Here is a 26,006-nt window from a genome sequence, read left to right as displayed (position 1 = left end):
TTAGAGGACCACGTTTTCGTTTTATTATAATTTTGGTTACGCAGGAAGGGGGTGGGAAATGGGTGGGGTCCTTCCTGCGATTGAAATGTACTATCCCGCCTGGTTCATCTTTCAATGGTTACCCCATGACGAGTTTTCCACAAAGGTTAGTATACGACATTTTTTATATAATTTCCTTCATTTTCTTTCAATTTTTTTATATTTTTTCATTTTTCGTTACGAATGTCTATAAATATACGTTAAAATTGAAACATTCGTAAGAAAAATAGGAAAAGGAAGTCCGTTATGTTTGATTCAACAAATGAAATGTTTCTCCAATTAAATAGCAGCTTCAAAAATCCTGGTCGAAAATATGTCATTCTAACAAACCGAGAAGAAATTGGTTCCATTCAAAACATGAAAGGTACATCAATTAATCTTGGTAATATTTTATTAAATTTAATTGGATGGCATTCCGGTATAAGTCTAAATTATGAATTAGTCAATGAACAAAATGAGCTTCTAGGTTATTTGCGTAAACAGATGGGCATTCGTTCAAAGGACCTTCATTTATTTCGAGCTGATCAATCTTGGGTGGCATCTGTTAGAACTCACGCCAAATTAAAAGACCCCAGCATTTCTGTAATGGGGGCAAATGATGAAGAATTGATTAAATGTGAGTGGCGCACAAGTGGGATCGATTATTCATTAACTGATGTTAAAAATAATCAACCAATAGGAACGATTCGAAAACGATCTATGGTTTATGAATCTGTTAAAGAGAATTTGATGAATGCTGATGGTTACTATATTCCAGTATTGAATGAGGCAGAAAAGACTCTTATGATGATTGGAATAGGAATTTCAATTGATTTATATTACTCTAACTAAACCGAGTGCAGTGTTATGGTGACTGCACTTGGTTTTTATTTTCGGTTGGAGTTGAATCTCCTTTAATATTATCTAAAATATAATAGGCCATCCCTATCAAGTAACATAATAAAACTATGATTACGATAATTAAATTTAATAAAATATTATAAAAACCAATTAAAAGCCCACTCACTGCAAATATAACAAAACTCCAAAGTAATGCACTTAATACTTTGCTTAAATAATGTACCATTATTCTCCCCCTATTCTACATTTCGTTCCCTTAATTCATCCAATATGACATGGAACCAAATAAATATGTAAGACGCAATTAACACAATAAGGATAATTATAGCGGGCATGAAACCAATAAACGTCATTAATAAATAAAACAAAATAAATTGCCCAAGTGCATATAGCACAAACATTCCAATGTATTCACCCATAATATAACCTCCTCTTTCTAGGATTCTATTTATTTAAATTTAAATTTAAATGTTTTGGTAAATTATTGCAATATTAATATTTATGGTAAAATAACCTTAACTTATTAAAGGAGCTTTCTTATGACACATGATCAAAACTGTCCATTTTGTAACCTAGAAGAAGATGAAAATCAAAAAATTGTTTTCGAAAATGATACCTGTTATTTTCTGCAACACGATAAACATCAAGATGTTCTAGAAGGCAGTGGTGTGATTGTGCCAAAAAAACATCGTAAAGACACTTTCTCCATGACACAAGATGAATGGAACGACTCATATGAATTGCTACAAAAAGCTAAAAACTATCTTGAAGAAAAATTTAATCCTGACGGCTATACCCTTGGATGGAATGTAGGAGACGCATCTAATCAATTTATACGTCACAGTCATTTTCATGTCATCCCTCGATATAACGATGAACCTTTAGCTGGAAAGGGATTACGCTATTGGATCAAGCAACCTGAGAATAAAAGAAAATAGTGGGTTTATCATGATTCAAATCTATAATATTGGGAGTTTTTTTATGAAGACTGGTTTTGCTTTTATTTTAGAATTACTGCGTATTGCAATTTTGTTTATAGTAATAGGTGGAGTCTTGTGGGCGTTGATAGAAAATGTTTATGATAATTCTTCCACAACAGCATGGGTTACTTCTTTAGCTGTTTTAATAATATTCTTTGTGTTATACAGAAACATACTACAATTCTCTGGTTGGTATAAGGGTAAAGGAAGAAACAAACTTTCGAAATCTGTAACACTATCATTAATTGGAGCTTCTATTATATTACTACTCGCACCTCTCGCTCTAGAAGCATTATAAGGAGATTATTAATGGGTCATGTGATATTAAATTTCATATTTCTGACCGGGATTGTTTATAGTTTGATAACTTTATTTATTGAACTAAGCAAGGAAAAGAAAAGTCGTTATTTTATCGTTCTTTCTGTAACCATCGGTATTATGTGTATATTATCTCTGGGGCTTAATTTATAACCTTATCATGGTAATCCAATGTTAACATTAGTTTTTTTGAAGATGTTTGAGTATAAAATATATCCACATTTTTTCTGAGGTAAGCTCAACAATATACCCTTTATCTTCTAAGTATTTGTAACTTTTTATCTGGCCACGACTCACCTTTTTTTCTAATTGCTGATTATAGAAATAAATCATCTCCTTTTCAGTCGAATAAGTGGTGTAAAAAGGTGAACAAATATCCTCCTTCCCTTGTAATATTGTCCACTTAGGGAGAGAGATAGAATAATCCTCATCCATTAGTTCACAATGAAATACTTCGCTCGCGAATAAATAGCTCTTCACATAATTATTAACACCTATATTCCAAAAATAAAGCTGAAAAACCAACACAACAGGAAGAGCCAACACTAAAAATTTATAAGTTAAGGTTTTTCCTTAATAAAAAGAATCACCCCAACTACCATAAACCCAATTATCATAATGACTGAATATGGTATGTATAATATATTACCTGCCATATTAACCATATCCCCTCTTCCATAAAAGCCACAATTTTATACCTTATTTACACAAAGGAGCATTACTATGGATTTTGATGAAATCGACTTTGATGATGAAAATCTAGAAACCTCTGATAGTTTAAGGTTGGCTTTATTAGCTGCTGCATTAACAACAGCGGCAGATTTAATAGCTACGATATCTGCCTTAAAAGCCATCGATGAAGAAAAAGAATCTATTAAACAAGATGCCCAAGACCAGCAAGTTCTTGAAGAACAATTACAAAATATGCAACAACAAATAGATGAATTAACACAACAAAACCAAGAACATATTAATCATCAAAATTATTTGATTGAAGTCCTGCAATCGATGCAAAGTCAAATCAATAAATTAAAAAGATAATTATGACGAAATTAAAGTCAATGACCGTACATATATGATATATGATGATAATGTTGAAAACCCATGGGAATTGGCCACTCATCGTTCTTTTGATGTGATTAATATGCTTTTTAGAAAAAGCTGGATTAAAAGAGAGACTATATTCTCTTTATGGTGGCAACGACCTATTTGCTGTGTTTTTGACTGAAGATATGTATAAGACTATCCAAAAGTTTAAGTGGATTGAGAAAAAAGAGAAGCCTGCTATGATACCAAGACAGTTTTGATATAAAACTTTTTGTATATTCTATTGCGATTTTTTCAATTGATCTATTTGCTTCTCTAAGTCTGCGATTCGATTTTTAAAATATATGTTTTGTTTTTCTAAATTAGCTGCAATTTTATATATAGAATAGCTAATGAACATTAACAACAAACCGACAATAACTATTGGTATGCCTCCGTTAAAGCCATTTGCAAGTACTGCAAAAGCCCCAAAAATTAAAGTGATTGTACTTACCACACCTACTACTGATGTGTATTTATAAACATTATTCAACTATCCCACCCCTAATCAATTTCTACTACTGTGGTCACTGGAACCTCAAGTTTTGTGTCGACCATCTTTTCATCGTCTATTGAAATATCAGCAATAGCTTCAAATTCGTAGGTGCCAGGTTTTAATTCAGTTAGACCTGGATGGTTAAATTCAACCTTATGAGCTTCCCCTTTCTTCAAATCTGTTGATAATAAAGGTTGTTCCATACCACCGATATGTTCAAAATCCCCACCAACTTGATAAACATTAAAGAAAAAGATACTTCCTCCATGATAGATTGTCTTTTGATCCTGATCCCCAAGGTATGTAATCGTGGCATAAACATCTAAATTTTCACCTTTTTGTTCAACGTTAATAGAAACTTCGAATTCACCTTCTTGAGCTGTTGCTTTCTCATCTTCTACAACTTGACTAACAGTTGCTGCACCATCGCCTTTTGTTCCACAGCCGTATAAACCGAATATCAGAATTGAACATAACAATAATAAAATGTATCTGATAGTTCTCACTCCTCATTAACTATTAAACGGTTTACTATTGCCAGTTTTAGCTGTTGATATCACTTTTGTGTGATATTTTTATCAAAGATTGTTTTTGTTTACTCATGAGAACCACTGCTTTCTACCATTTTGCGCTTAATAGTTCTTCTTTTTTCTCGTTATATTCTTCTTCGCTTATAATGTTATCTTCTTTTAAGCGATGAAGTTGACGGAGTTTTGATTCATAGTCCTCAGACCCCGTTTGTTGTTGAGTTGGACTTTTGCTTTCTCCTTGAACATCAACTTCATAAGTTGCCACTCCTTTATTTGAAAACACATTAACCGCATGATAGCCCGTAATAGCCACTGCAATTAATGTCCATATGATTCCAAAAGCGCCGAAATTAGAGATCTGCGTAATCCCTATAAATACAAATGCAACCCCAACAATCATTCCTAACATTGATTGACTTTTTCCAGGTTTAACTCGATATCCTCTGCTATTGTTTAGAAAATGATTATTCATCTTGATTCCCCTTTAACTATTTTCTTGTCTCACTTTTCTTATGGTTACAATTACATTCGTGAGTATTAAGCTCACCACAGCCACCCCTACAGCCAGACCATCTTGTATACCTTCATAAACACCCTCTAAACTGTGTGGGCTATCCCGTGTTTGGAAAATAAAATAGAAAGCAACAAATAGCGGCAATATTGACCAAACGTATGTAAATTTTGGTTTGTATATGTGTGTAATGAAGTTAATTAATACAATCACTAACACTGGTATAACACCATAAATAATCCAAATCAAACTAACCACCCTTTGACTATTTATTCCATACTTAATTAGACGATTCTATCTCTTTAAGGTTTCAGGACTTTTCTATAGTAAACAAGCGTTGAGCGATCATTAATACGTTTGATAACACTTGTTTTTCTAAATCCAAGTTTTTCGTAGAGATAACAGTTTCCTTTTTCCTCTAATAGGGTGGCTAAATGCCATGAATTGGCTTCTTGAACCATATCTTCTAAAAGCTTAATAGATACTTGAGCTAGCCCCTTCCCTTGGAATTCTGGAAGGATGAACATTGGACTAATCCAGTATTGAAAGTCTCCTGTACTTTGTACACAAATTGCACCAACTATTTTACTTTCCAAAATAATCTTATAGAAGCCACCAGATGGATTATTAATTCGATCATAGACTCGATTAATATCCTCATTGGCTGGATTAGTAGAGCAGTCTTTGTACTTTTTCAGCAAAGGTTTGAAGGCTTTAATTTGAATATCAAAAATAATATTGGCATCTTTATTAGTAGCTTTTTTTAATTTGATGTCCATAACATTTTCCTCTATTTAAATAATTTTTTGTGTTCTTTAGCTAAATCTATTTCTGGTATATAGCCTTCTTCAAGTTTTTGAATGACTTGTTGGGTTGTCGTTTGCGCAAATTGATAGTGATCTTCATCTATCTCTTGCTGTTCTAAAGCTTCATCAAGTTCGTCTTCATCCAATACAATGACTTTACCTGAAGGCAGGTAAACAACATCTACAAATAAATCATCTAAGTATGGTACACCGTCTTCAGTACCAATGCCTCTACAAATATCGAAATAAAATTGAACCGGTTCACCCATTTCATTAAATGAAGTAGTGACGGAGTAAAAGTCATCATCGGGAAAGTGCTGCATCCATGCATAGCCATTATCAACTACACACACTTCTTCATCACCGTATGTAAATGTCAGCTTTTCCTGTACGCTTTTCATCGTGAAAAGAGTTATATAGCCTGAATATTCTGAGGTCTTCACGTATTTTTGATAGTAGCCATTTTCTAAGATGCGACTCCAGTGCCTACGATCGGCATATTTTCTCTTTAACATTCCTTCCTCCTACTCTTCAGTGGGCTCAGCAGGTCCTGGAAGCTCAAGCTGATATATAGCAATGTCTAGCCACTGATTGAACTTATATCCTGAGTTTTTAATGGTACCAGCATGGTCAAAACCTAATTTTTCATGAAGTTTAATAGAACCTTCATTAGCTGCATCAATCACGCCAATCATCGTTTTATACTTGGCATTTTTAGCATATTCAATAATTTCTTCTAAAAGTGTGGCACCAATCCCTTTCCCACTACTTTTCTTTTTAACATAAACAGAATGTTCAACTGTGTATTGATAAGCCGGTCGAGGCCTAAAAGGTCCGTAAGTCGCAAAACCAACAACTTCTCCAGAATCTTCATAAACAATGATCGGAAGTTTAGCCTCTTGTTTAGCTTCAAACCACTCTTTTCGATTCTCATATGTAAAAGGTTTATAATCATAGACTGCTGTAGTTTTTAAGATAGCTTCATTATAGATTTCTAAGATAGCCTTAATATCATTATCGGTTGCCTGTCTGATCATGATGCGACATCCCCTCTTTATTGTTAATTTTTCCTAATTTTATCATAGTTTTATAGATAATAAAAAACGCGACCGTGGTCGCGTTTTACGCTTTCTGGGGCGTAGTTTTTCCATGAACAAACCATGCCTTAAGTTTTTCAAATCGTTTGAAGAAAAATTGCACGAATACACCGATTCCGAGTGCAATAATAAAGGTTCCAATACCAATTGGACCACCGATGATGAATGCGATCATCATAATCAAAACTTCTAATGATGATTTCGAAACCGCCAGGCTCCATCCTGTACGATAGTGAACCGCCATCATTAGATTATCAATCGGATTTTTTGCGAAATCAAATTGAAGATAAGCTCCAATTCCCGCACCCATAAAAATAACACCAATCACTAATAATAGTGATCGCATTGCCAATGTTGTGACAGCGAATTCAGGGAAAACGATTAATATCCAAAAATCTATAAAAACTCCGATTAAAAAGATTGTGATGACCGCTGCATAGTCAATTCTTCTTTTTAATAAAAAGCTATTTATAATCATTAGTGCGATACCAACAATAAGAATCCATGACCCAACAGTAAGTCCAATCAAGTCATATAATCCGTAAAATAGCGCATCCCAAGCGCCCACACCTAATTCAGATTTAATAAGCATTGTGACACCAAATGATAGCATCAGCATTCCTGTAATATAAAAAATAATCGAATATGTGAGTTCTTTCATGATTGTCACTCTTTTCTTTGAATGTTCAACCACGTCATATTATCATATGAAGAGAGTTTGGTACAGCATTTTTATTGTGAAACCTTTTGGTAATTAATTACGTTATAATGTAAGAAGCACTAAGTTTCAGCAAGTAGAACTTTAGTGTCAGAGTGTACGAGCGGACTGTCCTTAAGTTTCAATATATTAATTTAAGTGTCAATTAACGCTATATAAGTGTCAGCTAATTTTGGAAGGATGATTGTAATGGCAAGACCTGTTTGTCAAAATTGCCACACAGAGTGGTCGTGGAAAGATACACAGAAAAGTATGATGCAGTTTAAGCGAGGAATGATTTGCCCTCATTGTGGCGAAACGCAATATCAATCAAGAGATTCAATGATGAAGACGTCCATGTTTGGTATATTACCACTTTTTCTTGGACTTCCAATTGTTAATATTTTTAATTTATCTTGGTTGGGAACTACATTAGTAATTTTAGGAGTGGGTTTTGCTTATATGAGTATCATCCCGTTCTTCATGAAGCTATCTAATAAGGATGAGTTGTTATGGTAAATTATTTTCCTTCGAAGCGTGATTGGTGGTTAGGGGTAATCATTTGGGGTTTGCCTATTGTTATGATATTTAATGCTCTCATTTCTGTTGATGTTATCGGTTTAATAATATCCCCAATTTTATCCTTATTTTTAATGTGGATTTGGTTTAAAACTGGATATAAAATTGATGGTTCAACTCTGTATGTACAGTCAGGGCCGATTAAACGTAAGATAGACATCACTAAAATTCAGTCTTTAAAAAAATCACATACGTTATGGGCATCTCCTGCACTATCATTAGATCGCTTAGAAATTTTATACGAACGTGACTTTCGTTATGCAGTTATATCCCCTAAACATGAACGAGAGTTTGCCCAAGCTTTGTTAGAAGTTAATCCAAATATTAAATTAGATGATAAGCTGAAAGGTGGGCACTCATAATGTCATTAACCATGTTAATTTTCCTCGTTATATTTCTAGTGGTTGGGGCAATTTTAGCCGTGAGATTTACAAAAAATTAAACGCGATTGCATAATCGCGTTTTTCTAATTAAACCAGCCTAGAAATTCTAGTAATCCCGCCCCTAAAAGTGTCACGCCAATACCGATTCCCGCAAAAGCGAAAAACACCTTCCAATCTTTATCTTCAAACCAAACCATAAACGCGATTAATATCGCAAAAACAGAACCTGTTATGATTGCTGCGGTTGGCGTTGTGGGTGTGACCCAGTCGTACCAATTAATAGAAAGAATCATATTTCATCCTCCAAACATCTTATTGATAGATACTGCTATTAACAATTTGATATAAATTATTTTTTACTGACTATTGCTTTTCCAAACTTTATACGAAAGATAACAAGCTCCACCGAACCACAATAACCCACCAATCCAGAGGTTAACTACCTCGGGTAAATAATCAAATGGTGACAGAGATATATAAATGTGATTATGTATTAAATGCCCAATTATTTTTAGTAAGATAGTAATAATATAAAAAATTAGAACACCATTTAAAAAAGAACGCAATTTAATTTTTCTATTAGGCTCCCATTAAATTAATGCAACTATTAAAATGGGACCGATAATATAACCCCAACCCATGGTATCACCCCAAACCTAAATCTCTTTTCGTCCTAATTTCAGCCCATTCTTCCAACGCCTGATTTATTTTTTGGCCTCCTATACCTTTTCTCCACCCATCTAAAAATTGCTTTAGTGATTGTTCTTCTAAATATTGATCGCCTACCATTTTTAATAGATATTGAGTTCTGGCATAATCGAGGCGTGGGTCTCCCGCACCAGCATTAACCAAATCTAATACTGCAGTAATGTTAAGACCATCCGTAAGAACGTTTAGTGGGTGAAAATCAAGGTGGATGAGAAAGTGGTTGTTCAGTTTTATGGAATCCAGCATTCGCTTTTCTTTTTGGTTAGATAGCAATAAATTAGATGGTTGATTATAATTTACGCGATTAATTTTAGCTTGCATGTGACCGAATTCCTCACCTAATAATTTTGCGTGTTCTGGAGTTTCTTGTAGCTGATGTAATAGCGTCTTACCATCAGCCCATTCCATCAACATGGCTGAATAATCTTCAGCTTTAACTACTTTATGTACATTAGACACCGGAATTCCGTGTTGCTTCGCATAGAGAATAGTTTTTTCTTCTTTAACAAATTGATCATGACGATTGCTAGGTAAAACTCTAAGAGCAAATTGATTACGTCCATCTTTAACTTTATATACTTGGCTATCTCTCCCCCATGAAATAGATTCTAGAGTAACATGTTGGGGTAGATCTAACTCTTTTAGTAGAGTCTTCATGCCTGCCTAATTCTCCAAAGTCGGTATAGGCCGAATACTAATATTGCATATGCAATACCTTCTAATATCTTAAAGCTAGTTGAGACAAACCCCACCATTGAACCAATAGACATGTTACTTGGCCCACCACCATCTATAACATTTGTAATGAACATATCAGATAATAATCCAAGTAACGGGAGCAAGGCTAAAAGCCCAAAAGCTACTGTTCCAGCGTGGAAACGATTTTTCATGGAGATGGCAATACTTGCAATAAGAACACTATATGTAAAAATAAAACTCAGCATAACAATCGCATTGTACACTTAATACATCTCCTTTTTATCGCCTAATAATTCTGTAATTCTTTCCTGCTCCTCACCTTTATCCAGATATTCAAAAAAACCTAACCTATTCCCCCAAGGGTCAGAAAATGTTCCCCATTTGACGGGTACTTCTTTTCTTGAATGCACTTCAAAATCTTCAATGTTAAATTTATCGAGTAATCGTTGTTTTGCCGCTTCAATATTAGTAACGCCTAAACGTAAAGGACCACTCCCTACAGTCGGTATGCCTTCAGCGACTTGAAGCCAATTACCGGGAACGATTTCCCATTCGGCGAACCCTTCATGTGGAACAAAATCTGGTTTTCTCTGAAACAGCTCTTCATAAAATTTTTGGCCCTCATCTATATCACTAACTCGAAATTGAATAGTCATTTCAAAAATCATATATTCCCCTCCATTTTTACACCTATTACCAATTTCTACATAGTTTGACGTTTTTCCTCTACAAAAAATGAGTCGTTTCTATGAATTGTTCCGATTTCCTTTTGTTAAAATAGACTTAGGGTGATGACCATGAACATTTATGAAGTGAAAGTATATAAAGATTTGCAGACTTGGCGACGAAAAGTTTTAAAACGTTCCAATGCATTTAAACGTTTATCCAAGAAGACACAAACGAAATTTAACGGAATGATTCCAGACCGTGTGCATCGAGTGATTACTGAAGGCATTAAAGGAATGGTTAAAACAACATTGGTCGGTTCAAACATTACAACCCGTAAGCATCAGTATAACGGGATGAGTCTTGAAGAGCGGGATCAGCTTTTACGTCAAAAATTATCAAACTATAGAAAAACGGCTGCTGCTGAAGGGGCGAGCACTGGAGCAGGCGGAATATTGCTTGGACTTGCTGATTTTCCACTTCTTTTATCAGTGAAAATGAAATTCTTATTTGATGCAGCTGCTGTTTATGGCTATGATACAAACCATTATGAAGAACGTTTGTTTATTTTGCATGTTTTCCAGCTCGCATTTTCAGATGACCAACACAGACGAGAGACTTTTCATATTATAGAGAATTGGGAAGATCATAAAGAACGCTTAAAAGATATGGATTGGCAAGTCTTTCAACAAGAGTATCGTGATTATATTGATTTGGTGAAAATGCTTCAGCTTGTCCCAGGACTAGGCGCGATTGTTGGAGCATATGCCAACTATAATTTACTTGACCATTTGGGCGAGACCGCTATGAATGCCTATCGCTTGAGATTACTGCAAGAGAAACCTAGAGATTATTGAGTTAAACCAATTAAATGCAACTCGCATCGTTTGGTGATAATATGATAATCAAACTAAAGGAGGCGTCTAAATGTTAGAAGCAATAGATCATAAAATAATGCACTGTTACCCAGGGATGGTTGCCATAGTGACTGCAGCTCATAACGGAGAAGAAAACGTCATGGCAGCTGGGTGGCACTCTTACATATCGTTTACTCCGCCCATATATGGCGTAGCGATTGGCCCCGAGCGTCACACACATCAACTAGTTAAAGAGTCAGGAAAGTTTGCGATTAATTTTCTACCACTTGAAAAAGCTAGATTTATTTCACAAGCTGGAACATACACAGGATCACAAGTGAACAAGTTCGAAAAAGGCGGAATGAGCTTTGAGTACGGTGAGGCCACAGGTGCACCAGTTCTAAATGACGCCTATGTGGTCTATGAGTGTGAAGTAACTGATTGTAATACATACGGCGACCACGATTGGTTTGTTGGCGATATCGTTCAGTTTCATCAAGATAAAGAAAAATTCCTGGATAACGGTTTACCAGATTTTGATCAATTATCAATCCCTCTATATCTTGGTCGTTCTAAATATACAAGTGTAGAGAATAATAGTCGTTTTGAAAATCATAGAATTAAAGATTAGAAGGAGAAAACCATGAAAGTTGTCACACCAAAACCTTTCACCTATGAAGGTGGAGATAGAGCAGTTTTATTATTACATGGATTTACCGGAAGTACAGTCGACGTTCGAAAGTTAGGTCGTTTTTTGCAAAAGCGTGGGTATACTTGCCATGCACCATTATATAAAGGGCACGGTGTGGGGCCTGATCAACTTATTCAATCCAGCCCTGAACAGTGGTGGGAAGATGTAAAAAATGGATACGCGTTACTTAAAAATAGCGGGTACGAACAGATTGCAGTTGCAGGCGTTTCATTAGGGGCTGTTTTTTCTCTTAAACTAGCAGCCGAACATCGTGTTAATGGAGTAGTTTCGATGTGCGCTCCGATGCAGGCAAAAAGTATAGAAGACTTGACCAAGCGTGTGCATGATTATGCCCTAAGTTATAAGAAAATTGAAGGAAAAGATGCCGCCCAGATTGAAGCTGAAATAGCCAAGTTTAAACTACAACCCATGCTATCACTTAATGAACTACAAAAATTAATCGTGAATGTGAGCCAACAACTTAAGTCAATTACAATACCAACATTCGTCTTACAAGGCCTATTAGACGAAGAGTTGTACATCAACAGTGCTAAATTAATTTATGACGACATTAGTACTATGGAAAAGCAGCTTAAATGGTATGAAAAATCCGGGCACATCATAACTCTCGGGAAAGAGCGTGAACAAATAGTTGAGGATGTATCTCAATTTTTAGAGACATTAGATTGGGGATAATGTATGGAAATTAAAATCGAACCATTACATAGAGAAGACACGAGAAAGTTATTAGAGTTCGAACGTAAAAACCGTAAGTTCTTTGAGGAATTGGTACCTAGTCGCGGTGATGATTATTATGTCTCTGAAAATTTCATTCAAAACCTTGAATCGTTGTTGGATGAGCAAGATCAAGGATTATCTTATTTTTATTTAATAAAAGATATGCAAGGGACCATCCTTGGGCGAATGAATCTAGTAGACATTAATCAAACCCAACGATTCGGACATGTTGGTTACCGATTAGGTAAGGACTATACAGGCAAAGGAATCGCTAATCAATCATTAAAACTCTTGATGGAAAAACTAGATTCATTGGATGTTCACCAAGTACGTGCAAAGACAACGACAAACAATATAGCCTCACAGAAGGTGCTTGAGAAAAACGGCTTTGAACTCGTTGATACGAGTGATGAGGAATTCATGATGAATGGCCAACCATTAAAATTCGTTTATTACGAATATCAAAATAAATATTTATAAAGGTTTCACCAATAAAATTTCGTCTCTAATCGGAATCCCATTTTCAGCGACAAGTGGGATTTCGGGCTTTATCTCCCTTGCTTTCTCAACTGCATTTATCGAAAGTTCAGCTAAGCGGTATCCTCGCTTTTGATAAAAACCAATCGCACGTAAGTTATCATTGGTTGTGATGAGTTTGATATGCTGACAGTCGTTTAACTTGGCCATTTCTTCTACTTGTTGAATCAGTTTTGATCCGATGCCTTTATTTTCTACTAAACTATCCAATGAAATAATTTCACATACATTTCCTTCAATAACATAAGTGATTAAACCAACGATTTCATTGTCTTCGATTACTGCATAGCCATCTAATTCATTGCATTGATAGACCCCTGTTGATGTGACCATCTTGGGACTTCCCCAATGTTTTTCAAAAAACTGATTAAGCTTATGTTGAGGTACATCTTGGTTCGTAATCAAACTTTTCCCCTCCATCAGTCTACACCTTTAAAACGTTCTTTACTTTATCTTCAAAGTCAGCTTTTTTAGCATGTTCAACTGCTTCATTAAGATTTATATGACGTAGTAATTCATCCATCAACAATCGATAATAAGCATAGGTAACAGATTTATCAGATGTAACGATTTCTTGAATATTTTCATCAGTTAAATTAAGCGTTGTTTCACTAAACTGATTAGCAGCATAAAGTGCAAATCCTTCGAAGAACCACCTTGGCCCCATTAAGTCTTCTTCGCCATGGAGAATTCGAATATGTAATTCATGGGCCATTTCGTGTGCAAGAAGTTTTTCATAAGCACGCTCTTCTTGACCAGCTTTGTAATTTGCAGCATAGATTTCAGGTGTAACGACCGTCAAAGTTCCATTAATAACTATGCCTGAAACGGTTAGTGGCAACTCAACCTCTGGATCTACATCCAATGCTTCTTTGACCTTATCATCGAACTGCTCTTTTGAATCAAATACATGGACCTTTTTCACTAAAGGAGTTGTAACATGTTCATCCCAATGATGGTTTTTAGCAAAAATAGAAATCCTCTCTTGTGCATCTTGCACAACTTCTTCATACCAAGGCCGCTTATCTTCTTCTCTATTTGGTAGCTCAATCGTTAGGTCAAATCGTTTTTTAGTCATGGATAACACACCCCAAATTTACATAAAATCTAATCATTCAATCTACTCACACGATCAGAAATATAATTCCTTACTGCTAAAAGCTCCTCTCGATTGAAATGAGCTTCTTTGACTCCTTTATATTCATTAACGGTTTTACGAATTGTCGGATGGAACTTTTCAGGAAGCGCTACAAGCCCCCATTCCCCTGCTTCTTTTTTCGATGAAATAACTTCTTCTTTTAAATACCAATACACTCTTAGCAAGTTTAAGACACAATATACTGGATTATCTTCAATATTCTCTAAACAATCATTATAGTCCTCTACAATTGAAGATTTGTAATCAGACTGAGGAATTTTTGGAAAAATCTCGTCTATTGGTGGTCCAGTTAAGCTTATTCCATAGTGATTCATGATTGTGATATGGGCAGCCAGGTCAGGGTCAGTTAAAGGTACTTCATTAATAAAACTTTCAAAATCATTTTTATATTTTTCTCGCCAATCCTCACCATAATGGAAGTCAAATGGGCTTGGGTGTTGCCACGTTTGAAGTTGAGATTCATTTAGCACACTTATCTCCACAGGATAAGGTTGGGATGAGTGATTTAAGAACAGCTGAGTTAGTTCCTTTTTGGCCTCTACATTTACTGGGTATTTCGTGACCACCAGTAGATCAATGTCACTTTTATTAGGATTAAACCCTCCCATTGCTAGAGATCCATGGAGGTAAATCCCTACAAGATTATTATTTAAAATGTTTTGTGTTTCTTTTTGTATATTAAATGTAAAATCTTTTACATCTGAAGAGCATGTTTGCCAATTTGTCATCATTTTTCCTCCTTAACTCTATTTAAAGCTAAAACTAGAAAAGAGTCTAGCACATTTTGCAACTAGACTCTTTCATTCTACTATTTCACTTCTTCTAATAGCTCTTCTAATTTGTTTACTGCCTGGAACTCAGCTTCTTTTGCTAATTGTAGTTTATCTATCGTAATCTGAGCATTTTGTGGCTTGTTTGGCTCCCCACCTTGTGGAAATGGATAAAGCTCTATGAGTTCTTCTAAATGATTGGCTACTTCATTATATTTCTCTTGCGCATCATAGCACAGATTAGATATTCGCTCATCATCCTTCCATTCAACTTTTAACCAATCAAAAAACTTCGCAGCAACTCTTCTTGCGTCTTGGACCACGTGTATATTGTAGGCATTTCCGAATTCACTCACTTGACCCTTTTCAAACGCTTCTATCCATGCATCGTAACCTTTTAAACCATTTTCATAAGGTGGTAATTCATGTTGGTGTTCACGATATCTCGCATGTTCGATCGCCATTTCTAAAGCGTTTTTCAACTGAGATTTTCTGTCGATTTCAAACGAGTCTTGAACGGTTGCGACGAACATTTCATTCACTTGCCCACGACCGAGCTTTTCGTAAGGCAGTGGCTGATCTCCGGCAGGATCTTTAGCCATGAATGCTTGTTTTTGATCGTCATAACCATAAATATTCCCGAATTCAGGGACATGCATATCCCATGAAATCGCAGGCACACCCTGATCAATGCTATCTTGTACCATCGCAATCGCCTGTTTCAGTTCTTCTGGAGTTGGTGCCACAAAGTCTTTTGTACGAACGGTTGTAGCTTTAATTCCTAAATTAGCTAGTCCTCTTTCAAAAATGCTTTCCCAATCAAACGCTGTCGGTCCAGCGACATCTACATCGGCCGCATTAATGTTAATTCGAAAAGCAAAACCTGTATACCCCATAACTTGAGGTAGGTCATAATCTTCTTTTAAAAATCTAACTGTATTTAAAATAGCTACACCTGCGGAAGTCCAGCCTCCTGTCAAATCATTACAGTTTAATACCTGACTTTTTTCACTCATATTTCATTTCCCCTTTACAATAACTTGGATGAATCGAGTACTTTTTTAGTAGATAAGCCTTTATTTTGACGCTCCTTGATGTAATCACTAACTTCAACCCTTATACGTTCGCGCTGCAGTTTGTTACGTGACCTTGAGATGACGTTATAAATATTGCTTACCTTCATTTCAAACAGTTCGGCAATTTCTTTCGGTGATAATTGTTCGAAAAAGAATTGTTCAAAGATGCTGCGTTCATGGGCGGTTAAACAATTTAGTAATGTTGCCACACCTTGGAGTGTTTCTTTACGTATCAGTTGCTCGACAGGGTTGTTGGTTGGCCTGTGTTCAATAGACTGGTTAAGTTGAAATAATATGTGATCGATATCTGACCAATCAACTTCTTGATTATTAGTCGCAAATCCACTAAAGAGCTGCTCGTGGGCATATGGGCCACCCCGCCTCAATTTCATATGACCTTGGTTTTGTACAATGCGATGAAACCAAGCCATGAATTTTTCAGCATCAATTAGCGTTGATATTTTCAAAAAAGCTTGTAGTAATGCCTCTTGAACTATATCTTCGGCCATGTATGTATCCTGAGTCATCTTCCTTGCCCAGCCATACGCCTTGGCGCGGTGACGGCTGACGAGTTCACCGAACGCTTCAGGGTCTCCTTGTTTCGCACGTGCAATCAAGGCTTGGTCATTAATCAGGTCGGCAATAAATTGTTCTTCTTTTGCTTTAGACTGTTCGAGCAACATTTGTGTCCTCCTCTCTTTTCACTTTTAATATACAGATGCCATTCAAAGGAGAAATCTATCATAATATATTTAATTTTTTTGGAATGTTTTGGACATATCTTAACTATATTTTACTGGGGTGGTTTGTCAATTTCTAGAGAGGAGGGATACAATGTATCAAACACTTGTGTTAATTCATATTTTATCTGCAATTATTGGTGTGGGGCCTACTTTTTTCGCTCATGTATTATTTCGTAAAGAACAAAGTATTTCGGAATTACGTAGTTCACTTTCAATGTTTAAGAAACTTGAAATTTTCCCTAAGATTGGTGGAACACTAGCTGTTATTACGGGTATTATTTTGTATTTCATCGGGGAATGGGGAGCTTTTACACAATTGTGGTTATTGGGAACATTGATTTTGTATATTTTGATTCAAATTTTGATTATTGCTTTTATAGGTCCGAAATCTAAAAAATTGAGACTTTATTTATCAGATCCTACAACAGGAAGGCTTGATGTTTTACCTTCCGAATATAAAAAAATGTTCTATCAAGCGAATCGATTATTTTGGCTTGCTTCAACTATGGGTGTTTTAATCTTTATTCTAATGATTTTAAAGCCTTCTGGACTATAAAGACGCTATAGAATGATAATTTTTTCCTCTAAAATAAAAGATTGTCCTCTTTATTTAAAGGTTTTTTCATGTTAAGGTCGTATTGTTAATACAATACGGTGTATATTTATGAAAAGAGGGAAGTCATATGGCAAAACTAAAGTTTATAATTTTATCATTAATCGGTATTTTCTTATTTGTTACACCCGTACCTTATGATGGTTCAACAAGTGTACCAGTTGCTGTATTAGCTGGCTGGTTCAAAGATTTATTAGACGATAACATTTTATTTGTTGCATTAATATTAATTACGATTTCTGCACTTATGTCTATTGTTGTTAAATTAATGCCTCATCGTTTTCCTGAAGACTCCTTTATTGGAGCTGTCTTTGGCGTATCTACTTTTTGGTTATTAATTCGTATTTTAGGTATGTTCTTTATCATTTTTACTTACTTCGGCATTGGCTGGGAAGCTATAAGGCACGAATACACAGGAGGAGTTATTCTTAATGATTTAATGCCTTCATTAGTCGCTGTGTTCTTATTTGCTGGATTCTTCTTACCACTGTTATTAAATTACGGACTTCTTGAGTTTGTTGGGGCCTTATTTACTAAGATTATGCGTCCAGTATTCACTTTACCAGGCCGCTCAACAGTCGATAACTTAGCTTCATGGTTAGGTGACGGAACAATTGGTGTTCTATTAACCAGCCGTCAATATGAAGATGGTTATTATACAAAGCGTGAAGCTGCCGTTATTGGTACGACATTCTCAGTTGTTTCAATTACGTTCACGATTGTTGTGGTCGATCAAGTCGGTTTAATGCATATGTTTTTACCGCTTTATTTAACTATATTTGCAGCTGGTTTAGTCGCAGCAATTATTATGCCGCGTATTCCGCCTTTATCTGGAATTCCTGATACCTATTATTCTGAAGAAAAAGAGGTATTAAATGAAGATATTCCTGAAAACTATAATGCATTAAGTTGGGGCTACACTCAAGCTATTGACCGTGCAAAACGTTCACCAGGCTTTGGGCGTTTCCTAAAAGAAGGTGCTAAAAACGTTAGTGATATGTGGTTTGGTGTGCTACCGATTGTTATGGCTATTGGTACACTTGGTTTAATGGTGGCGACGTTCACTCCAGTATTCACATGGTTAGGTGCACCATTCGTACCGATTCTAGAATTCTTACAAGTTCCAGAAGCTCAAGCTGCTGCTGAGACGATTCTAGTTGGTTTTACGGATATGTTCTTACCGGCTCTTATGATTGAAGGTGTTGCTAATGAGATGACGCGATTCATTGTTGCAGCATTAAGTGTTACACAGCTAATCTACTTGTCAGAAGTTGGGGGCGTAATTTTAGCATCTAAAGTTCCTGTTAACTTCTGGCGATTAATAGTTATTTTCTTATTACGTACAATTATCACATTACCAGTCATTATCTTAATCGCGCATATGCTTTTCTAAAAATTTATATGGATCACCGCTCGCATGGTTGCGAGCGGTTTTTTATTTGCAGTTTAAGTTGTGATTAATGGAGTTGTTTGCGTGAATAATGGAGTTTTAATCTCGATTAATGGAGTTTGGTTTTCGATTAACATAGTTGAGTTCCAGAATAAAGGAGTTTTGATGAGGTTTATTCGAATTTCACTGAAAAAGCCTCTCTCACACCCTAAACCTTCGTCGCTCCAATGAGTGTATTTTTAATTGAAGTGCAGATCAATAATAATTAAGTTGATTTCGTTATTAATGGAGTTGAAGACTCAATTAATAGAGTTTTCTGTCCGATTAACAGAGTTTCAAACTTAATTAATTGAGTTCTAAAGTAGATTATTGAAATTTAACTAAAATAGCTGTCCACCAAATAGATTTAGACAAAGAAAAAACTTGGCCTCGGCCAAGTTTATCCCAATTATTATTTTAATTCGTTATTGATCATTTCAGTAAGACGTTCAATTGCTTCATCTTCATCAGCACCGTCTGCTTGAAGCTGTATGGTTGTGCCCGGTTCATCTCCTAGAGTCATCACGCCTAAAATACTTTTGGCATCGGCTACTTTTTCACCTTTAATAATTTTTATGTCAGAAGTGAAGCGAGCTGCTTCTTGTACAAGCTGTTGCGCTGGACGTGCTCGTATGCCTGTTTCATTTTTTACTTCGATGTCTATTAGTTTCATTGCCATGATCCTCCTATGCTACTCGTTCCTTGCTAAATGTTGCGTTACTGAGTTTAACATGGAACATTTCGGACATCAATTTAAACCATTCTCTATCTAATACGCTTCCCATAAAATAATTAGGATAATCATGTAAAAAATAGCTCCGGTTTAACGAGAGCTATTTCTTATATACTACTTGCAGATGCGTGAGAATTGCACCGCATCTGCTTTTATTCGTCTTTTGATACAGCCATGTTCAGCTAACGGCACATCTTATGAAGATTGCTGTGCTTCTTGGGTTGGGCTCGATTTTTTAATAAAGAATGCTAAGAACCACCCTACAACAGACAGGATCCCTGCTGTTAAAAACGACATGTTTACACCGTGGAGCGCGCCTTCAACGCCTTGCTCTGGTATGGCTTCGTTGGCCATGATGGACACGAGTAAGGCTGTTCCGACTGCTCCGGCCATTTGCCTCATGGTGTTGTTCATGGCAGTCCCGTGTGGCATGAGTTGCTTAGGTAATTGGTTAAGGCCAAGTGTTGTAACAGGCATCATAACCATGGCGATGCCAAGCATGCGTGCAGCATTCACGACAGCTAAGTAAACGAAACCTGTTGCTGGTGTTAGGTTCGTGAACATGAATGTTGTAATAATTACTAACAATAATCCAATAATCGATAAATACCTTGCACCGAACTTATCAAATAGTCGACCGGTAATTGGGTTCATGATTCCCATTAATGCGGCACCCGGCAAGAGCATGAGCCCTGATTCGAAGGCTGTGAATCCGAGCATATCTTGCATCATGATCGGGAGAATAACAGCCCCGCCAATCATGGACATAAACATGATCATACCAATGGCAGTCGTTAATGTAAAAACTTTATATTTAAAGATTTTAAACTCTAAGATTGGTGTTTTGAGTTTCGTCTGGCGTGAGATAAACCAAGTTAGCGCAATGCCACCAATCATGAGTGAAATAATAACGTTTTGACTTCCCCAACCTGTTTCAGGGTTACCTGCGATACTAAATCCATATAAAAGTCCACCGAAACCCAAAGTCGATAGAATAATAGATGTAAGGTCCATTTTCGGGAATGTCCGCTCTGTTACGTTTTTCAAAATAAAATAAGCGACAATGATGTCAATAATCGCGATCGGTAATACCACGTAGAACACACTACGCCATGGGAATTGCTCAACAAGGTACCCCGATAATGTCGGGCCTATTGCCGGCGCAAAGGCGATGACCATCCCGAACATCCCCATTGCAGCTCCACGTTTTTCAAGTGGATAGACCAGAAACATAATCGTCTGCATTAGTGGAAGCATAATACCTGCACCTGCTGCTTGTAGAATCCGGCCAACTATAAGGGTTTCAAAGGTTGGCGAGATCGCACAGACAACCGTTCCAACCGCAAAAGATCCCATAGCGGTTAAAAAGAGTGCCCGGGTTGTAAACCTTCCGATTAAAAAGGCGGTAACTGGAATCATAATTCCGTTTACTAACATAAATATCGACTGCAGCCATTGTGCTGAAGCATAGTTAATTTCAAGTGCTTCTGCAATTTTAGGTAGTGCAGTACCGAGTAATGTTTGATTTAAAATAGCTACAAATGCTCCTGAAATAAGCACGGCCATTAAAGGTCCGCGTTTAATATTCACTTCTTGTTGTTCTTTTTCTTCTGACATACTATTCCTTCTTCCCTTTATTCAGTCGCTAACATTACATCTTAACAAATATATTTCGTTTTGCGAAGGAATATGTTTGAGAAATTTATGAAAAACGACCATTGTGCGATGTTGATTTGGATTAATGGAGCGCTTATTGTGATTAATTGAGTTCTGAACATGATTAATGGAGTTGGGAGCTCGATTAATGGAGTTGAATCTCGGAATAATGGAGTTTACTTATAAATTAAGTGAGTAACTATATTTTTTTTAACAAAAAAAGCTCTGGCCTTAGCCAGAACTTATGCATCGTTATTCTTCCTCTTCATCTTTTTTCTCTTTCAAGTATTCATATCTTTGTCGCTGCCTGTAGCCGTAAGTGCCAGTAAGAATTGTTTCTTCACTTTCTAACGCAGTTCCTAAACCACCAATGATTGTTGCAAAGCTTGTGATTGTCCAAGCGATATAAATGTAACTAACATACGTTGCAGACTCACCAATTTGGAGTTCCAGTGTTTCCAAAGGGATGAATAGGAAGACAGCAACTAAAAACATTAAAAATAAGTTTAGGTAAAACAAAGTAACTGAAATGAGTAAAGTAAATAATGTGGCGATGTTGTATAACATTCTTAAGCGATTATTGGTTTTAGAATAAGGTTTCTCCCATAACTTATGTGCTGCCATAACCCATAAAATCATAGCTAGTATTGCTACAACAGTTAAAGTAATCAAGCGCCATAGATCGTAATTACTCGTATGCTTCCATATCGTTGGAAAAACCACTGCATAAGACCCTGTCGCAAAAGCTACCACCAATACCTTCACAAATGCGGGAAACATTCGCCAAGGTCGATTCGCTCTTACCATACCAGTTAAAATTCGTATTGCACCTAAAATTTTAGAAGGGATTGTAAATCGTACATCTATGTTTTGCTCACCGTTTTGTGGTGTTTCTCGACGTATTGGAGAGAATTTCTCAAATCCTTTATGCCCTGCAATAATTTGACCATCGACTAATTTCAGACCAGTTTTCCCATCTTCTTTAATCTTATCTTTCAATCGTTTCTCTGCTTGTTCACGGTCTTGATCCGAACTTCCAAAGTACATTTCACTAACGAGCTGAATAATAGATGATCGTATTCGTTTAACCATTGGAGTTGAACCCAACCCAGGCAAGCTAAGGATGGCGATATTTTCTTCTTCATAAGCTTCAGACACCACTACTTTTTTATTGTGAAACAGTGGTAAATCCGTAAGGCATATAAGATAATCTTTGTCGCCCTCTTTAATATTTTCCAAAATAGACTCTAAGATTTGACGTGAATTTCCCGTGGAACCTGTAAGAGAATCCGTGACATGATTAATTTCCCACTCACAGGAATCATCTATATAAACTTTCAGCAATGAAGGTAGTTCATCTTTAATTTCGTCAACAATATCATTCGCGAAACCTGGGGCTGTTATTAGTTTGATATTATTATTGGAACCATTTGAACCACTCAACATCGCTCACCTCTTTATATAAAAGTTAGTTAGTTATGTTTTGCACAAAATTTGTTTTTTAAACCTAAATTTTTTTATAAAAGAAAAAAATCTGGAGCAAGGTCCAGATTTTGATATTATTTATTTTGAAATGTCGGGCTAAGTTCACTCCAAACGTCAAAAAGGTTTCCATCTGGATCTTGAAAGGTAAAGTTATTACCTGGATGTCCACGATCTTCAATTGGCCCGACCATAACATCATTTTGCGAGAATTCATTATGTAATCTATGAAGTTTTTCATAACCGTCTACCTCAAATGTGATATTGAAGTGATCGTTCCCATTTTCAACTTGAAATGTGTTTGTTTGACCTGGAGCAGCCTTAACCAGAAACATACTGTGGTCAGCTACATCGATAATTGCTTTTGATTCATCTTTATAGTTGATTTGAGCTCCGAGGGTCTTTTCATACCAAGCAGCAGATCTCTCTACATTGCTGACAGGTACATAAGTTGTTCCTACACGAATTAGTTTCTCAGACATTTTAATTCCTTCTTTCTTATAATTTATTAAAAAAATTCATACAAACCTTCTACAAAATAATCATACTCTTTTCGGTTAATAGGTTCTTTGCCATAACTCTCAAAAAATATGTGCCAGTCCTGAGGCCAACGAAAAATTCCTTGTTTTGGACGAACGGCGATGGCCGTGTCATAACGGGGATCACCGTAAGCACCTCCACTCCAGTCAATGTCCTGTGATTTGGCGACCATCCGTAAGAACGTTGTCGACGGTTAAATCACCGTGAATGAGTGTTGGTTCTATTGGGGTCGGTGGCGTCGCTTTCAACTGGTTAAGAAGTTGTTGTGAACCGTCGACTTCATGGTGCTCTAAGTTATACTGGGCTTCTGCGAGCATACTTTCAAGCCACGGCTGGGTTGCGGTACGCAACGCTGCCGGGGCAGGTGCGCTGTGCACCTGAGCCACCACTGCACCAAACTCAGAGATTAGCTTCGCTCGCCTTTGTTCGTCTTTTTCTTCACTCAATGCGGAAGCTAGTGTCCTTCCAGGGAGTTTCTCCATCAATAGCCAGGAAGCGTAATCTTTTTCTATAAATAAAAAAGGTTTGGGAGTTGGTAAATTTAAATCTTTCAGATGTTCCAAGATGTATGATTCATTTTTTAGCCAAGTACGAAATAGTGGGTCTTTGCTTGTCTTTAGTGCATATGTACGTTCAGAAGTCTTGATAAATGCGACTTGTGAGGTACAGCCTTGTTCTTCTGGATCAGTTATGGCTTGTATTTCTCCAATTTTATTTAGGATGTCTTTGGGTATATTCATCATAATTCCTCTCAATTTTCGTTATAAATTTAGAAATTGGAAAAAGAGCAGCCCGCTTGAGGCTACTCTATGATTTGGTGATTATTTTTCATAAGCTCAACTGATCGTTGAATCATTTGTTTTAATACGTCTTCATCAATATCATCGAGTTTATTTAAGTAGATGCATGACTTTCCTGTTTTATGCTTTCCGAATTGTTCTAGGAGGTCTCGTAATTCATCTGTGCCTGACATTAGGTATAAGCTGAATTTTGCTTTTCGAGGTGAGAAACCGGCGAGCATAAATTCTCCTCCGTGGCCCGATTCGTACTTGTATTTATAAGCGCCAAACCCAATTATACTCGTGCCCCACATTTTGGCTTCATAGCCTGTCGTTTCAGTAAATATATCTAGAAGCTTGAATGCATCCTCACGCTTTTTGGGGCTCTCAACATTTTCAATAAATTCAATAACACTGTCGTCATTCTGCTTGGTTTTTAACTCATACACATAAAAAACCTCCTAAAAATTTTTAACCAACAAAAACGTCCAGATATTCATCCGTTCTTGAAAGCTTTTTCTCTGCATAAGGACAGGTTGCAGTGATGTTCAGGTTGTTCTCACGAGCATAATCCACCACCGCTTGGACTAATTTACCTCCAACACCTTGACCTTGAAGATTTTCGGATACTTCTGTGTGGTCAATGTCGATTGTGTCTTCATCCTTTTTCACAAATGTAATCTCAGCATCTTTGTTACTTGGATTACCCACGTAAAAGCCTTTTTCATCTCGCTTAATTTCCAAACTAGACACTCCTTTGATTTAAAATGGTTCCTAGATATTGAAGACCCATCTCTTCAATGTAATTATTGCGATCCATGAAGTTAAAAATTGCCCAAGTCACAACAGCCATAATAGCAATGACGATAATAATTAATAACACCATTTTCTTACCGCTAAAATTCATTTCTCTAACTCCTTCACGTTTTCTACCTTTTATTCATAAAAGGGTTGTGAATACTCAACAACACCTGACACATTTTTAAGTGCATCATCTTTTAGCTCAAGAACCATAAATGCTTCATCTGGAACTTCAAAAGGTGCTCGAATATTATAGTTCGAGGCTTTTTCGAAATTGAATTTTGAATAATAACCAGGGTCACCCAGTACAACGACTGAGTTAAAACCTAGTTCTTTTGCTTGCACGATTACTTGTCGGCATAAACTTTTTCCTATACCCTGTTTTTGATAATCAGGCATGACTGACACTGGTGCTAAGGCGAGTGAATCACACTCTTCCTCTTCATCTTTTATTTTAATTTTTGAAAGAATAACATGTCCAACAATTGTATTCGGTTCATTATCGACAGCGATGAGTGATAACTCAGGAACAAAGGCTTCGCACTTTCTAATTTTCTCAACAAGTTGGTGTTCGTTTCCGTCACTCATTTCTGCTTGGTCAAATGCTTTTTTCACCACATTCTCTGTTTCTATATAATCATTCGGATGTTCCTGCCTAATGGTGATTGTCATGGTTACCTCCCGTATTTGTGTTGGTTAATAGCTTCTTTGAGGTGGAAGCTTTTCTCTAAGTCTACGTCATTCAGGTTTGCCAAGGCGACTACATAGTAAAGTACATCATATAATTCTTCTTCGATTGTCCCTTTGATTGTATCTTCCGTTTCCATGCGCTTTCCTTTTCGCAATACTTCCGAAAGTTCTCCGACTTCTTCAATTAATTTTTGAAAATAAGCATGTTCTAATTCAGGTCTGTAATCCCTATTTCTGATATATTCCTGGAGTTCTTTTAATGTAATATTCTCCATAA

The 26,006-nt window shown here is 36.3% G+C and carries 41 protein-coding genes; 12 read left to right on the top strand and 29 right to left on the bottom strand.

The genetic code is table 11. From position 1 onward, the window contains the following. Window positions 1–285: 285 nt before the first annotated feature. Window positions 286–870, top strand: a complete 585-nt coding sequence (locus E3U55_RS06395) for a hypothetical protein (RefSeq protein ID WP_134339599.1) — start codon at window positions 286–288, stop codon at window positions 868–870. Between the two features lie 13 nt (window positions 871–883). Here the strand turns inward: E3U55_RS06395 and E3U55_RS06390 are convergent, their stop codons facing one another. Both E3U55_RS06390 and E3U55_RS06385 read right to left on the bottom strand, forming a co-directional pair. Further along, entirely contained in the window at window positions 884–1,105 is a 222-nt protein-coding gene (locus tag E3U55_RS06390; RefSeq protein WP_134339598.1) for a hypothetical protein, read from the bottom strand. A 10-nt stretch (window positions 1,106–1,115) separates the two neighbouring features. Next, complete coding sequence (locus E3U55_RS06385; RefSeq protein ID WP_134339597.1) at window positions 1,116–1,298, bottom strand: hypothetical protein; 183 nt, start codon at window positions 1,296–1,298, stop codon at window positions 1,116–1,118. A gap of 120 nt (window positions 1,299–1,418) precedes the next feature. Here E3U55_RS06385 and E3U55_RS06380 point away from each other — a divergent pair, with 120 nt between their 5' ends. From E3U55_RS06380 to E3U55_RS06370, 3 genes are all read left to right on the top strand, one after another. Continuing rightward, window positions 1,419–1,817 (top strand): HIT family protein, encoded by a 399-nt coding sequence (locus tag E3U55_RS06380; RefSeq protein WP_134339596.1) that lies wholly within the window; start codon window positions 1,419–1,421, stop codon window positions 1,815–1,817. 43 nt (window positions 1,818–1,860) lie between these two features. Further along, a complete protein-coding gene (locus tag E3U55_RS06375) occupies window positions 1,861–2,157 on the top strand; it encodes a hypothetical protein (protein ID WP_134339595.1) in 297 nt (98 codons plus the stop codon). 743 nt (window positions 2,158–2,900) lie between these two features. After that, window positions 2,901–3,218: a hypothetical protein gene (locus tag E3U55_RS06370; protein WP_134339594.1), complete on the top strand. Its 318-nt coding sequence runs from the start codon at window positions 2,901–2,903 to the stop codon at window positions 3,216–3,218. A 286-nt stretch (window positions 3,219–3,504) separates the two neighbouring features. Here the strand turns inward: E3U55_RS06370 and E3U55_RS06365 are convergent, their stop codons facing one another. The 8 genes from E3U55_RS06365 to E3U55_RS06330 all read right to left on the bottom strand — a co-directional run bounded on the left by E3U55_RS06365 (window position 3,505) and on the right by E3U55_RS06330 (window position 7,364). Beyond that, on the bottom strand, window positions 3,505–3,756 hold the full coding sequence (locus E3U55_RS06365) for a hypothetical protein (RefSeq protein ID WP_134339593.1): 252 nt from the start codon (window positions 3,754–3,756) through the stop codon (window positions 3,505–3,507). 11 nt (window positions 3,757–3,767) lie between these two features. After that, complete coding sequence (locus E3U55_RS06360; protein ID WP_134339592.1) at window positions 3,768–4,265, bottom strand: hypothetical protein; 498 nt, start codon at window positions 4,263–4,265, stop codon at window positions 3,768–3,770. A 112-nt stretch (window positions 4,266–4,377) separates the two neighbouring features. Continuing rightward, entirely contained in the window at window positions 4,378–4,761 is a 384-nt protein-coding gene (locus E3U55_RS06355) for an SHOCT domain-containing protein (RefSeq protein ID WP_134339591.1), read from the bottom strand. Window positions 4,762–4,773: 12 nt separating this feature from the next. Continuing rightward, the gene (locus tag E3U55_RS06350) at window positions 4,774–5,049 is read right to left on the bottom strand and encodes a hypothetical protein (protein WP_134339590.1); all 276 of its coding nucleotides are present in this window, start codon (window positions 5,047–5,049) and stop codon (window positions 4,774–4,776) included. Window positions 5,050–5,102: 53 nt separating this feature from the next. Next, on the bottom strand, window positions 5,103–5,579 hold the full coding sequence (locus E3U55_RS06345) for a GNAT family N-acetyltransferase (protein WP_134339589.1): 477 nt from the start codon (window positions 5,577–5,579) through the stop codon (window positions 5,103–5,105). 11 nt (window positions 5,580–5,590) lie between these two features. Further along, entirely contained in the window at window positions 5,591–6,121 is a 531-nt protein-coding gene (locus E3U55_RS06340) for a DUF402 domain-containing protein (protein ID WP_134339588.1), read from the bottom strand. 9 nt (window positions 6,122–6,130) lie between these two features. Then, window positions 6,131–6,643, bottom strand: a complete 513-nt coding sequence (locus E3U55_RS06335) for a GNAT family N-acetyltransferase (RefSeq protein ID WP_134339587.1) — start codon at window positions 6,641–6,643, stop codon at window positions 6,131–6,133. Between the two features lie 85 nt (window positions 6,644–6,728). After that, complete coding sequence (locus tag E3U55_RS06330) at window positions 6,729–7,364, bottom strand: YczE/YyaS/YitT family protein (RefSeq protein ID WP_134339586.1); 636 nt, start codon at window positions 7,362–7,364, stop codon at window positions 6,729–6,731. 246 nt (window positions 7,365–7,610) lie between these two features. Between E3U55_RS06330 and E3U55_RS06325 the strand changes: the two genes are divergently transcribed. Together E3U55_RS06325 and E3U55_RS06320 are read left to right on the top strand one after the other, a co-directional pair. Beyond that, a complete protein-coding gene (locus E3U55_RS06325) occupies window positions 7,611–7,919 on the top strand; it encodes a TIGR04104 family putative zinc finger protein (RefSeq protein ID WP_194840833.1) in 309 nt (102 codons plus the stop codon). Next, entirely contained in the window at window positions 7,913–8,341 is a 429-nt protein-coding gene (locus tag E3U55_RS06320; RefSeq protein ID WP_134339584.1) for a PH domain-containing protein, read from the top strand. Before E3U55_RS06325 ends, E3U55_RS06320 begins: the two co-directional genes overlap by 7 nt. Window positions 8,342–8,445: 104 nt before the next feature. Here E3U55_RS06320 and E3U55_RS06315 read toward each other — a convergent pair whose 3' ends face one another. The 4 genes from E3U55_RS06315 to E3U55_RS06300 all read right to left on the bottom strand — a co-directional run bounded on the left by E3U55_RS06315 (window position 8,446) and on the right by E3U55_RS06300 (window position 10,437). Then, complete coding sequence (locus E3U55_RS06315; protein ID WP_134339583.1) at window positions 8,446–8,655, bottom strand: hypothetical protein; 210 nt, start codon at window positions 8,653–8,655, stop codon at window positions 8,446–8,448. A 352-nt stretch (window positions 8,656–9,007) separates the two neighbouring features. Next, window positions 9,008–9,727: a phosphotransferase family protein gene (locus tag E3U55_RS06310; RefSeq protein WP_134339582.1), complete on the bottom strand. Its 720-nt coding sequence runs from the start codon at window positions 9,725–9,727 to the stop codon at window positions 9,008–9,010. Continuing rightward, on the bottom strand, window positions 9,724–10,032 hold the full coding sequence (locus E3U55_RS06305) for a hypothetical protein (protein ID WP_134339581.1): 309 nt from the start codon (window positions 10,030–10,032) through the stop codon (window positions 9,724–9,726). Before E3U55_RS06305 ends, E3U55_RS06310 begins: the two co-directional genes overlap by 4 nt. Next, the gene (locus tag E3U55_RS06300; protein ID WP_134339580.1) at window positions 10,033–10,437 is read right to left on the bottom strand and encodes a VOC family protein; all 405 of its coding nucleotides are present in this window, start codon (window positions 10,435–10,437) and stop codon (window positions 10,033–10,035) included. Window positions 10,438–10,566: 129 nt separating this feature from the next. Between E3U55_RS06300 and E3U55_RS06295 the strand changes: the two genes are divergently transcribed. The 4 genes from E3U55_RS06295 (at window position 10,567) to E3U55_RS06280 (ending at window position 13,201) form a co-directional block, all read left to right on the top strand. Further along, window positions 10,567–11,292 (top strand): EcsC family protein, encoded by a 726-nt coding sequence (locus E3U55_RS06295; protein WP_134339579.1) that lies wholly within the window; start codon window positions 10,567–10,569, stop codon window positions 11,290–11,292. Between the two features lie 70 nt (window positions 11,293–11,362). Beyond that, window positions 11,363–11,923, top strand: coding sequence for a flavin reductase family protein (locus tag E3U55_RS06290; protein ID WP_134339578.1), 561 nt, complete (start codon window positions 11,363–11,365; stop codon window positions 11,921–11,923). A 12-nt stretch (window positions 11,924–11,935) separates the two neighbouring features. Further along, the gene (locus tag E3U55_RS06285; RefSeq protein WP_134339577.1) at window positions 11,936–12,679 is read left to right on the top strand and encodes an alpha/beta hydrolase; all 744 of its coding nucleotides are present in this window, start codon (window positions 11,936–11,938) and stop codon (window positions 12,677–12,679) included. 3 nt (window positions 12,680–12,682) lie between these two features. Continuing rightward, window positions 12,683–13,201 carry a GNAT family N-acetyltransferase gene (locus E3U55_RS06280; protein ID WP_134339576.1) on the top strand — a complete coding sequence of 173 codons (519 nt, stop codon included), beginning with the start codon at window positions 12,683–12,685 and terminating at the stop codon, window positions 13,199–13,201. On the opposite strand, the gene E3U55_RS06275 is transcribed toward E3U55_RS06280, so the two are convergent. The 5 genes from E3U55_RS06275 to E3U55_RS06255 all read right to left on the bottom strand — a co-directional run bounded on the left by E3U55_RS06275 (window position 13,196) and on the right by E3U55_RS06255 (window position 16,946). Further along, window positions 13,196–13,678, bottom strand: coding sequence for a GNAT family N-acetyltransferase (locus E3U55_RS06275; RefSeq protein WP_134339575.1), 483 nt, complete (start codon window positions 13,676–13,678; stop codon window positions 13,196–13,198). The genes E3U55_RS06280 and E3U55_RS06275 overlap by 6 nt on opposite strands. A 4-nt stretch (window positions 13,679–13,682) precedes the next feature. Next, complete coding sequence (locus tag E3U55_RS06270) at window positions 13,683–14,336, bottom strand: M1 aminopeptidase family protein (RefSeq protein ID WP_134339574.1); 654 nt, start codon at window positions 14,334–14,336, stop codon at window positions 13,683–13,685. Window positions 14,337–14,365: 29 nt separating this feature from the next. Next, window positions 14,366–15,145 (bottom strand): aminoglycoside adenylyltransferase domain-containing protein, encoded by a 780-nt coding sequence (locus E3U55_RS06265; RefSeq protein ID WP_228547486.1) that lies wholly within the window; start codon window positions 15,143–15,145, stop codon window positions 14,366–14,368. 80 nt (window positions 15,146–15,225) lie between these two features. Then, on the bottom strand, window positions 15,226–16,203 hold the full coding sequence (locus E3U55_RS06260; RefSeq protein ID WP_134339572.1) for a cysteine peptidase family C39 domain-containing protein: 978 nt from the start codon (window positions 16,201–16,203) through the stop codon (window positions 15,226–15,228). A 14-nt stretch (window positions 16,204–16,217) separates the two neighbouring features. Next, window positions 16,218–16,946, bottom strand: a complete 729-nt coding sequence (locus E3U55_RS06255; RefSeq protein ID WP_134339571.1) for an RNA polymerase sigma factor — start codon at window positions 16,944–16,946, stop codon at window positions 16,218–16,220. 151 nt (window positions 16,947–17,097) lie between these two features. Between E3U55_RS06255 and E3U55_RS06250 the strand changes: the two genes are divergently transcribed. Continuing rightward, a complete protein-coding gene (locus E3U55_RS06250; RefSeq protein ID WP_134339570.1) occupies window positions 17,098–17,562 on the top strand; it encodes a DUF2269 family protein in 465 nt (154 codons plus the stop codon). A gap of 127 nt (window positions 17,563–17,689) precedes the next feature. Beyond that, a complete protein-coding gene (locus E3U55_RS06245; RefSeq protein ID WP_134339569.1) occupies window positions 17,690–19,012 on the top strand; it encodes a YjiH family protein in 1,323 nt (440 codons plus the stop codon). 448 nt (window positions 19,013–19,460) lie between these two features. Here E3U55_RS06245 and E3U55_RS06240 read toward each other — a convergent pair whose 3' ends face one another. The 10 genes from E3U55_RS06240 to E3U55_RS06200 form a co-directional block, all read right to left on the bottom strand. Beyond that, entirely contained in the window at window positions 19,461–19,721 is a 261-nt protein-coding gene (locus E3U55_RS06240; RefSeq protein WP_134339568.1) for an HPr family phosphocarrier protein, read from the bottom strand. A gap of 255 nt (window positions 19,722–19,976) precedes the next feature. Next, on the bottom strand, window positions 19,977–21,398 hold the full coding sequence (locus tag E3U55_RS06235) for an MDR family MFS transporter (RefSeq protein ID WP_134339567.1): 1,422 nt from the start codon (window positions 21,396–21,398) through the stop codon (window positions 19,977–19,979). A 291-nt stretch (window positions 21,399–21,689) separates the two neighbouring features. Further along, window positions 21,690–22,883: an MFS transporter gene (locus E3U55_RS06230; RefSeq protein WP_134339566.1), complete on the bottom strand. Its 1,194-nt coding sequence runs from the start codon at window positions 22,881–22,883 to the stop codon at window positions 21,690–21,692. A 113-nt stretch (window positions 22,884–22,996) separates the two neighbouring features. Further along, window positions 22,997–23,401, bottom strand: coding sequence for a VOC family protein (locus tag E3U55_RS06225; protein WP_134339565.1), 405 nt, complete (start codon window positions 23,399–23,401; stop codon window positions 22,997–22,999). 204 nt (window positions 23,402–23,605) lie between these two features. Then, the gene (locus E3U55_RS06220) at window positions 23,606–24,199 is read right to left on the bottom strand and encodes a phosphotransferase (protein WP_194840832.1); all 594 of its coding nucleotides are present in this window, start codon (window positions 24,197–24,199) and stop codon (window positions 23,606–23,608) included. Window positions 24,200–24,261: 62 nt separating this feature from the next. Continuing rightward, window positions 24,262–24,687 (bottom strand): DUF1801 domain-containing protein, encoded by a 426-nt coding sequence (locus tag E3U55_RS06215; RefSeq protein WP_134339563.1) that lies wholly within the window; start codon window positions 24,685–24,687, stop codon window positions 24,262–24,264. Window positions 24,688–24,709: 22 nt separating this feature from the next. Further along, entirely contained in the window at window positions 24,710–24,982 is a 273-nt protein-coding gene (locus tag E3U55_RS06210) for a GNAT family N-acetyltransferase (protein WP_407644098.1), read from the bottom strand. A 1-nt stretch (window position 24,983) separates the two neighbouring features. Further along, a complete protein-coding gene (locus E3U55_RS17270; protein ID WP_153801904.1) occupies window positions 24,984–25,145 on the bottom strand; it encodes a hypothetical protein in 162 nt (53 codons plus the stop codon). Between the two features lie 29 nt (window positions 25,146–25,174). After that, complete coding sequence (locus E3U55_RS06205; RefSeq protein ID WP_134339561.1) at window positions 25,175–25,711, bottom strand: GNAT family N-acetyltransferase; 537 nt, start codon at window positions 25,709–25,711, stop codon at window positions 25,175–25,177. Window positions 25,712–25,713: 2 nt separating this feature from the next. After that, window positions 25,714–26,004: a MazG nucleotide pyrophosphohydrolase domain-containing protein gene (locus E3U55_RS06200; RefSeq protein WP_228547484.1), complete on the bottom strand. Its 291-nt coding sequence runs from the start codon at window positions 26,002–26,004 to the stop codon at window positions 25,714–25,716. Window positions 26,005–26,006 lie beyond the last annotated feature (2 nt).

The organism is Filobacillus milosensis (genome assembly GCF_004402015.1).
In the GTDB taxonomy this organism is placed as follows: Bacteria; Bacillota; Bacilli; order Bacillales; family Alkalibacillaceae; genus Filobacillus; species Filobacillus milosensis.
This window is presented reverse-complemented; position numbering and strand designations above follow the sequence as displayed.

Excerpts from the sequence above, each read along its gene's own strand:
- E3U55_RS06295 (WP_134339579.1), top strand. The coding sequence starts at position 10,567 with ATGAACATTTATGAAGTGAAAGTATATAAAGATTTGCAGACTTGGCGA.
- E3U55_RS06325 (WP_194840833.1), top strand. The coding sequence starts at position 7,611 with ATGGCAAGACCTGTTTGTCAAAATTGCCACACAGAGTGGTCGTGGAAA.
- E3U55_RS06280 (WP_134339576.1), top strand. The coding sequence starts at position 12,683 with ATGGAAATTAAAATCGAACCATTACATAGAGAAGACACGAGAAAGTTA.
- E3U55_RS06315 (WP_134339583.1), bottom strand. The coding sequence starts at position 8,655 with ATGATTCTTTCTATTAATTGGTACGACTGGGTCACACCCACAACGCCA.
- E3U55_RS06390 (WP_134339598.1), bottom strand. The coding sequence starts at position 1,105 with ATGGTACATTATTTAAGCAAAGTATTAAGTGCATTACTTTGGAGTTTT.
- E3U55_RS06320 (WP_134339584.1), top strand. The coding sequence starts at position 7,913 with ATGGTAAATTATTTTCCTTCGAAGCGTGATTGGTGGTTAGGGGTAATC.
- E3U55_RS06395 (WP_134339599.1), top strand. The coding sequence starts at position 286 with ATGTTTGATTCAACAAATGAAATGTTTCTCCAATTAAATAGCAGCTTC.
- E3U55_RS06260 (WP_134339572.1), bottom strand. The coding sequence starts at position 16,203 with ATGAGTGAAAAAAGTCAGGTATTAAACTGTAATGATTTGACAGGAGGC.
- E3U55_RS06310 (WP_134339582.1), bottom strand. The coding sequence starts at position 9,727 with ATGAAGACTCTACTAAAAGAGTTAGATCTACCCCAACATGTTACTCTA.
- E3U55_RS06250 (WP_134339570.1), top strand. The coding sequence starts at position 17,098 with ATGTATCAAACACTTGTGTTAATTCATATTTTATCTGCAATTATTGGT.
- E3U55_RS06300 (WP_134339580.1), bottom strand. The coding sequence starts at position 10,437 with ATGATTTTTGAAATGACTATTCAATTTCGAGTTAGTGATATAGATGAG.
- E3U55_RS06255 (WP_134339571.1), bottom strand. The coding sequence starts at position 16,946 with ATGTTGCTCGAACAGTCTAAAGCAAAAGAAGAACAATTTATTGCCGAC.
- E3U55_RS06380 (WP_134339596.1), top strand. The coding sequence starts at position 1,419 with ATGACACATGATCAAAACTGTCCATTTTGTAACCTAGAAGAAGATGAA.
- E3U55_RS06275 (WP_134339575.1), bottom strand. The coding sequence starts at position 13,678 with ATGGAGGGGAAAAGTTTGATTACGAACCAAGATGTACCTCAACATAAG.
- E3U55_RS17270 (WP_153801904.1), bottom strand. The coding sequence starts at position 25,145 with ATGAATTTTAGCGGTAAGAAAATGGTGTTATTAATTATTATCGTCATT.
- E3U55_RS06375 (WP_134339595.1), top strand. The coding sequence starts at position 1,861 with ATGAAGACTGGTTTTGCTTTTATTTTAGAATTACTGCGTATTGCAATT.
- E3U55_RS06270 (WP_134339574.1), bottom strand. The coding sequence starts at position 14,336 with ATGACTAAAAAACGATTTGACCTAACGATTGAGCTACCAAATAGAGAA.
- E3U55_RS06340 (WP_134339588.1), bottom strand. The coding sequence starts at position 6,121 with ATGTTAAAGAGAAAATATGCCGATCGTAGGCACTGGAGTCGCATCTTA.
- E3U55_RS06220 (WP_194840832.1), bottom strand. The coding sequence starts at position 24,199 with ATGAATATACCCAAAGACATCCTAAATAAAATTGGAGAAATACAAGCC.
- E3U55_RS06265 (WP_228547486.1), bottom strand. The coding sequence starts at position 15,145 with ATGACAAATTGGCAAACATGCTCTTCAGATGTAAAAGATTTTACATTT.
- E3U55_RS06240 (WP_134339568.1), bottom strand. The coding sequence starts at position 19,721 with ATGAAACTAATAGACATCGAAGTAAAAAATGAAACAGGCATACGAGCA.
- E3U55_RS06205 (WP_134339561.1), bottom strand. The coding sequence starts at position 25,711 with ATGACAATCACCATTAGGCAGGAACATCCGAATGATTATATAGAAACA.
- E3U55_RS06345 (WP_134339589.1), bottom strand. The coding sequence starts at position 5,579 with ATGGACATCAAATTAAAAAAAGCTACTAATAAAGATGCCAATATTATT.
- E3U55_RS06355 (WP_134339591.1), bottom strand. The coding sequence starts at position 4,761 with ATGAATAATCATTTTCTAAACAATAGCAGAGGATATCGAGTTAAACCT.
- E3U55_RS06235 (WP_134339567.1), bottom strand. The coding sequence starts at position 21,398 with ATGTCAGAAGAAAAAGAACAACAAGAAGTGAATATTAAACGCGGACCT.
- E3U55_RS06230 (WP_134339566.1), bottom strand. The coding sequence starts at position 22,883 with ATGTTGAGTGGTTCAAATGGTTCCAATAATAATATCAAACTAATAACA.
- E3U55_RS06385 (WP_134339597.1), bottom strand. The coding sequence starts at position 1,298 with ATGGGTGAATACATTGGAATGTTTGTGCTATATGCACTTGGGCAATTT.
- E3U55_RS06225 (WP_134339565.1), bottom strand. The coding sequence starts at position 23,401 with ATGTCTGAGAAACTAATTCGTGTAGGAACAACTTATGTACCTGTCAGC.
- E3U55_RS06330 (WP_134339586.1), bottom strand. The coding sequence starts at position 7,364 with ATGAAAGAACTCACATATTCGATTATTTTTTATATTACAGGAATGCTG.
- E3U55_RS06200 (WP_228547484.1), bottom strand. The coding sequence starts at position 26,004 with ATGGAGAATATTACATTAAAAGAACTCCAGGAATATATCAGAAATAGG.
- E3U55_RS06245 (WP_134339569.1), top strand. The coding sequence starts at position 17,690 with ATGGCAAAACTAAAGTTTATAATTTTATCATTAATCGGTATTTTCTTA.
- E3U55_RS06370 (WP_134339594.1), top strand. The coding sequence starts at position 2,901 with ATGGATTTTGATGAAATCGACTTTGATGATGAAAATCTAGAAACCTCT.
- E3U55_RS06285 (WP_134339577.1), top strand. The coding sequence starts at position 11,936 with ATGAAAGTTGTCACACCAAAACCTTTCACCTATGAAGGTGGAGATAGA.
- E3U55_RS06290 (WP_134339578.1), top strand. The coding sequence starts at position 11,363 with ATGTTAGAAGCAATAGATCATAAAATAATGCACTGTTACCCAGGGATG.
- E3U55_RS06335 (WP_134339587.1), bottom strand. The coding sequence starts at position 6,643 with ATGATCAGACAGGCAACCGATAATGATATTAAGGCTATCTTAGAAATC.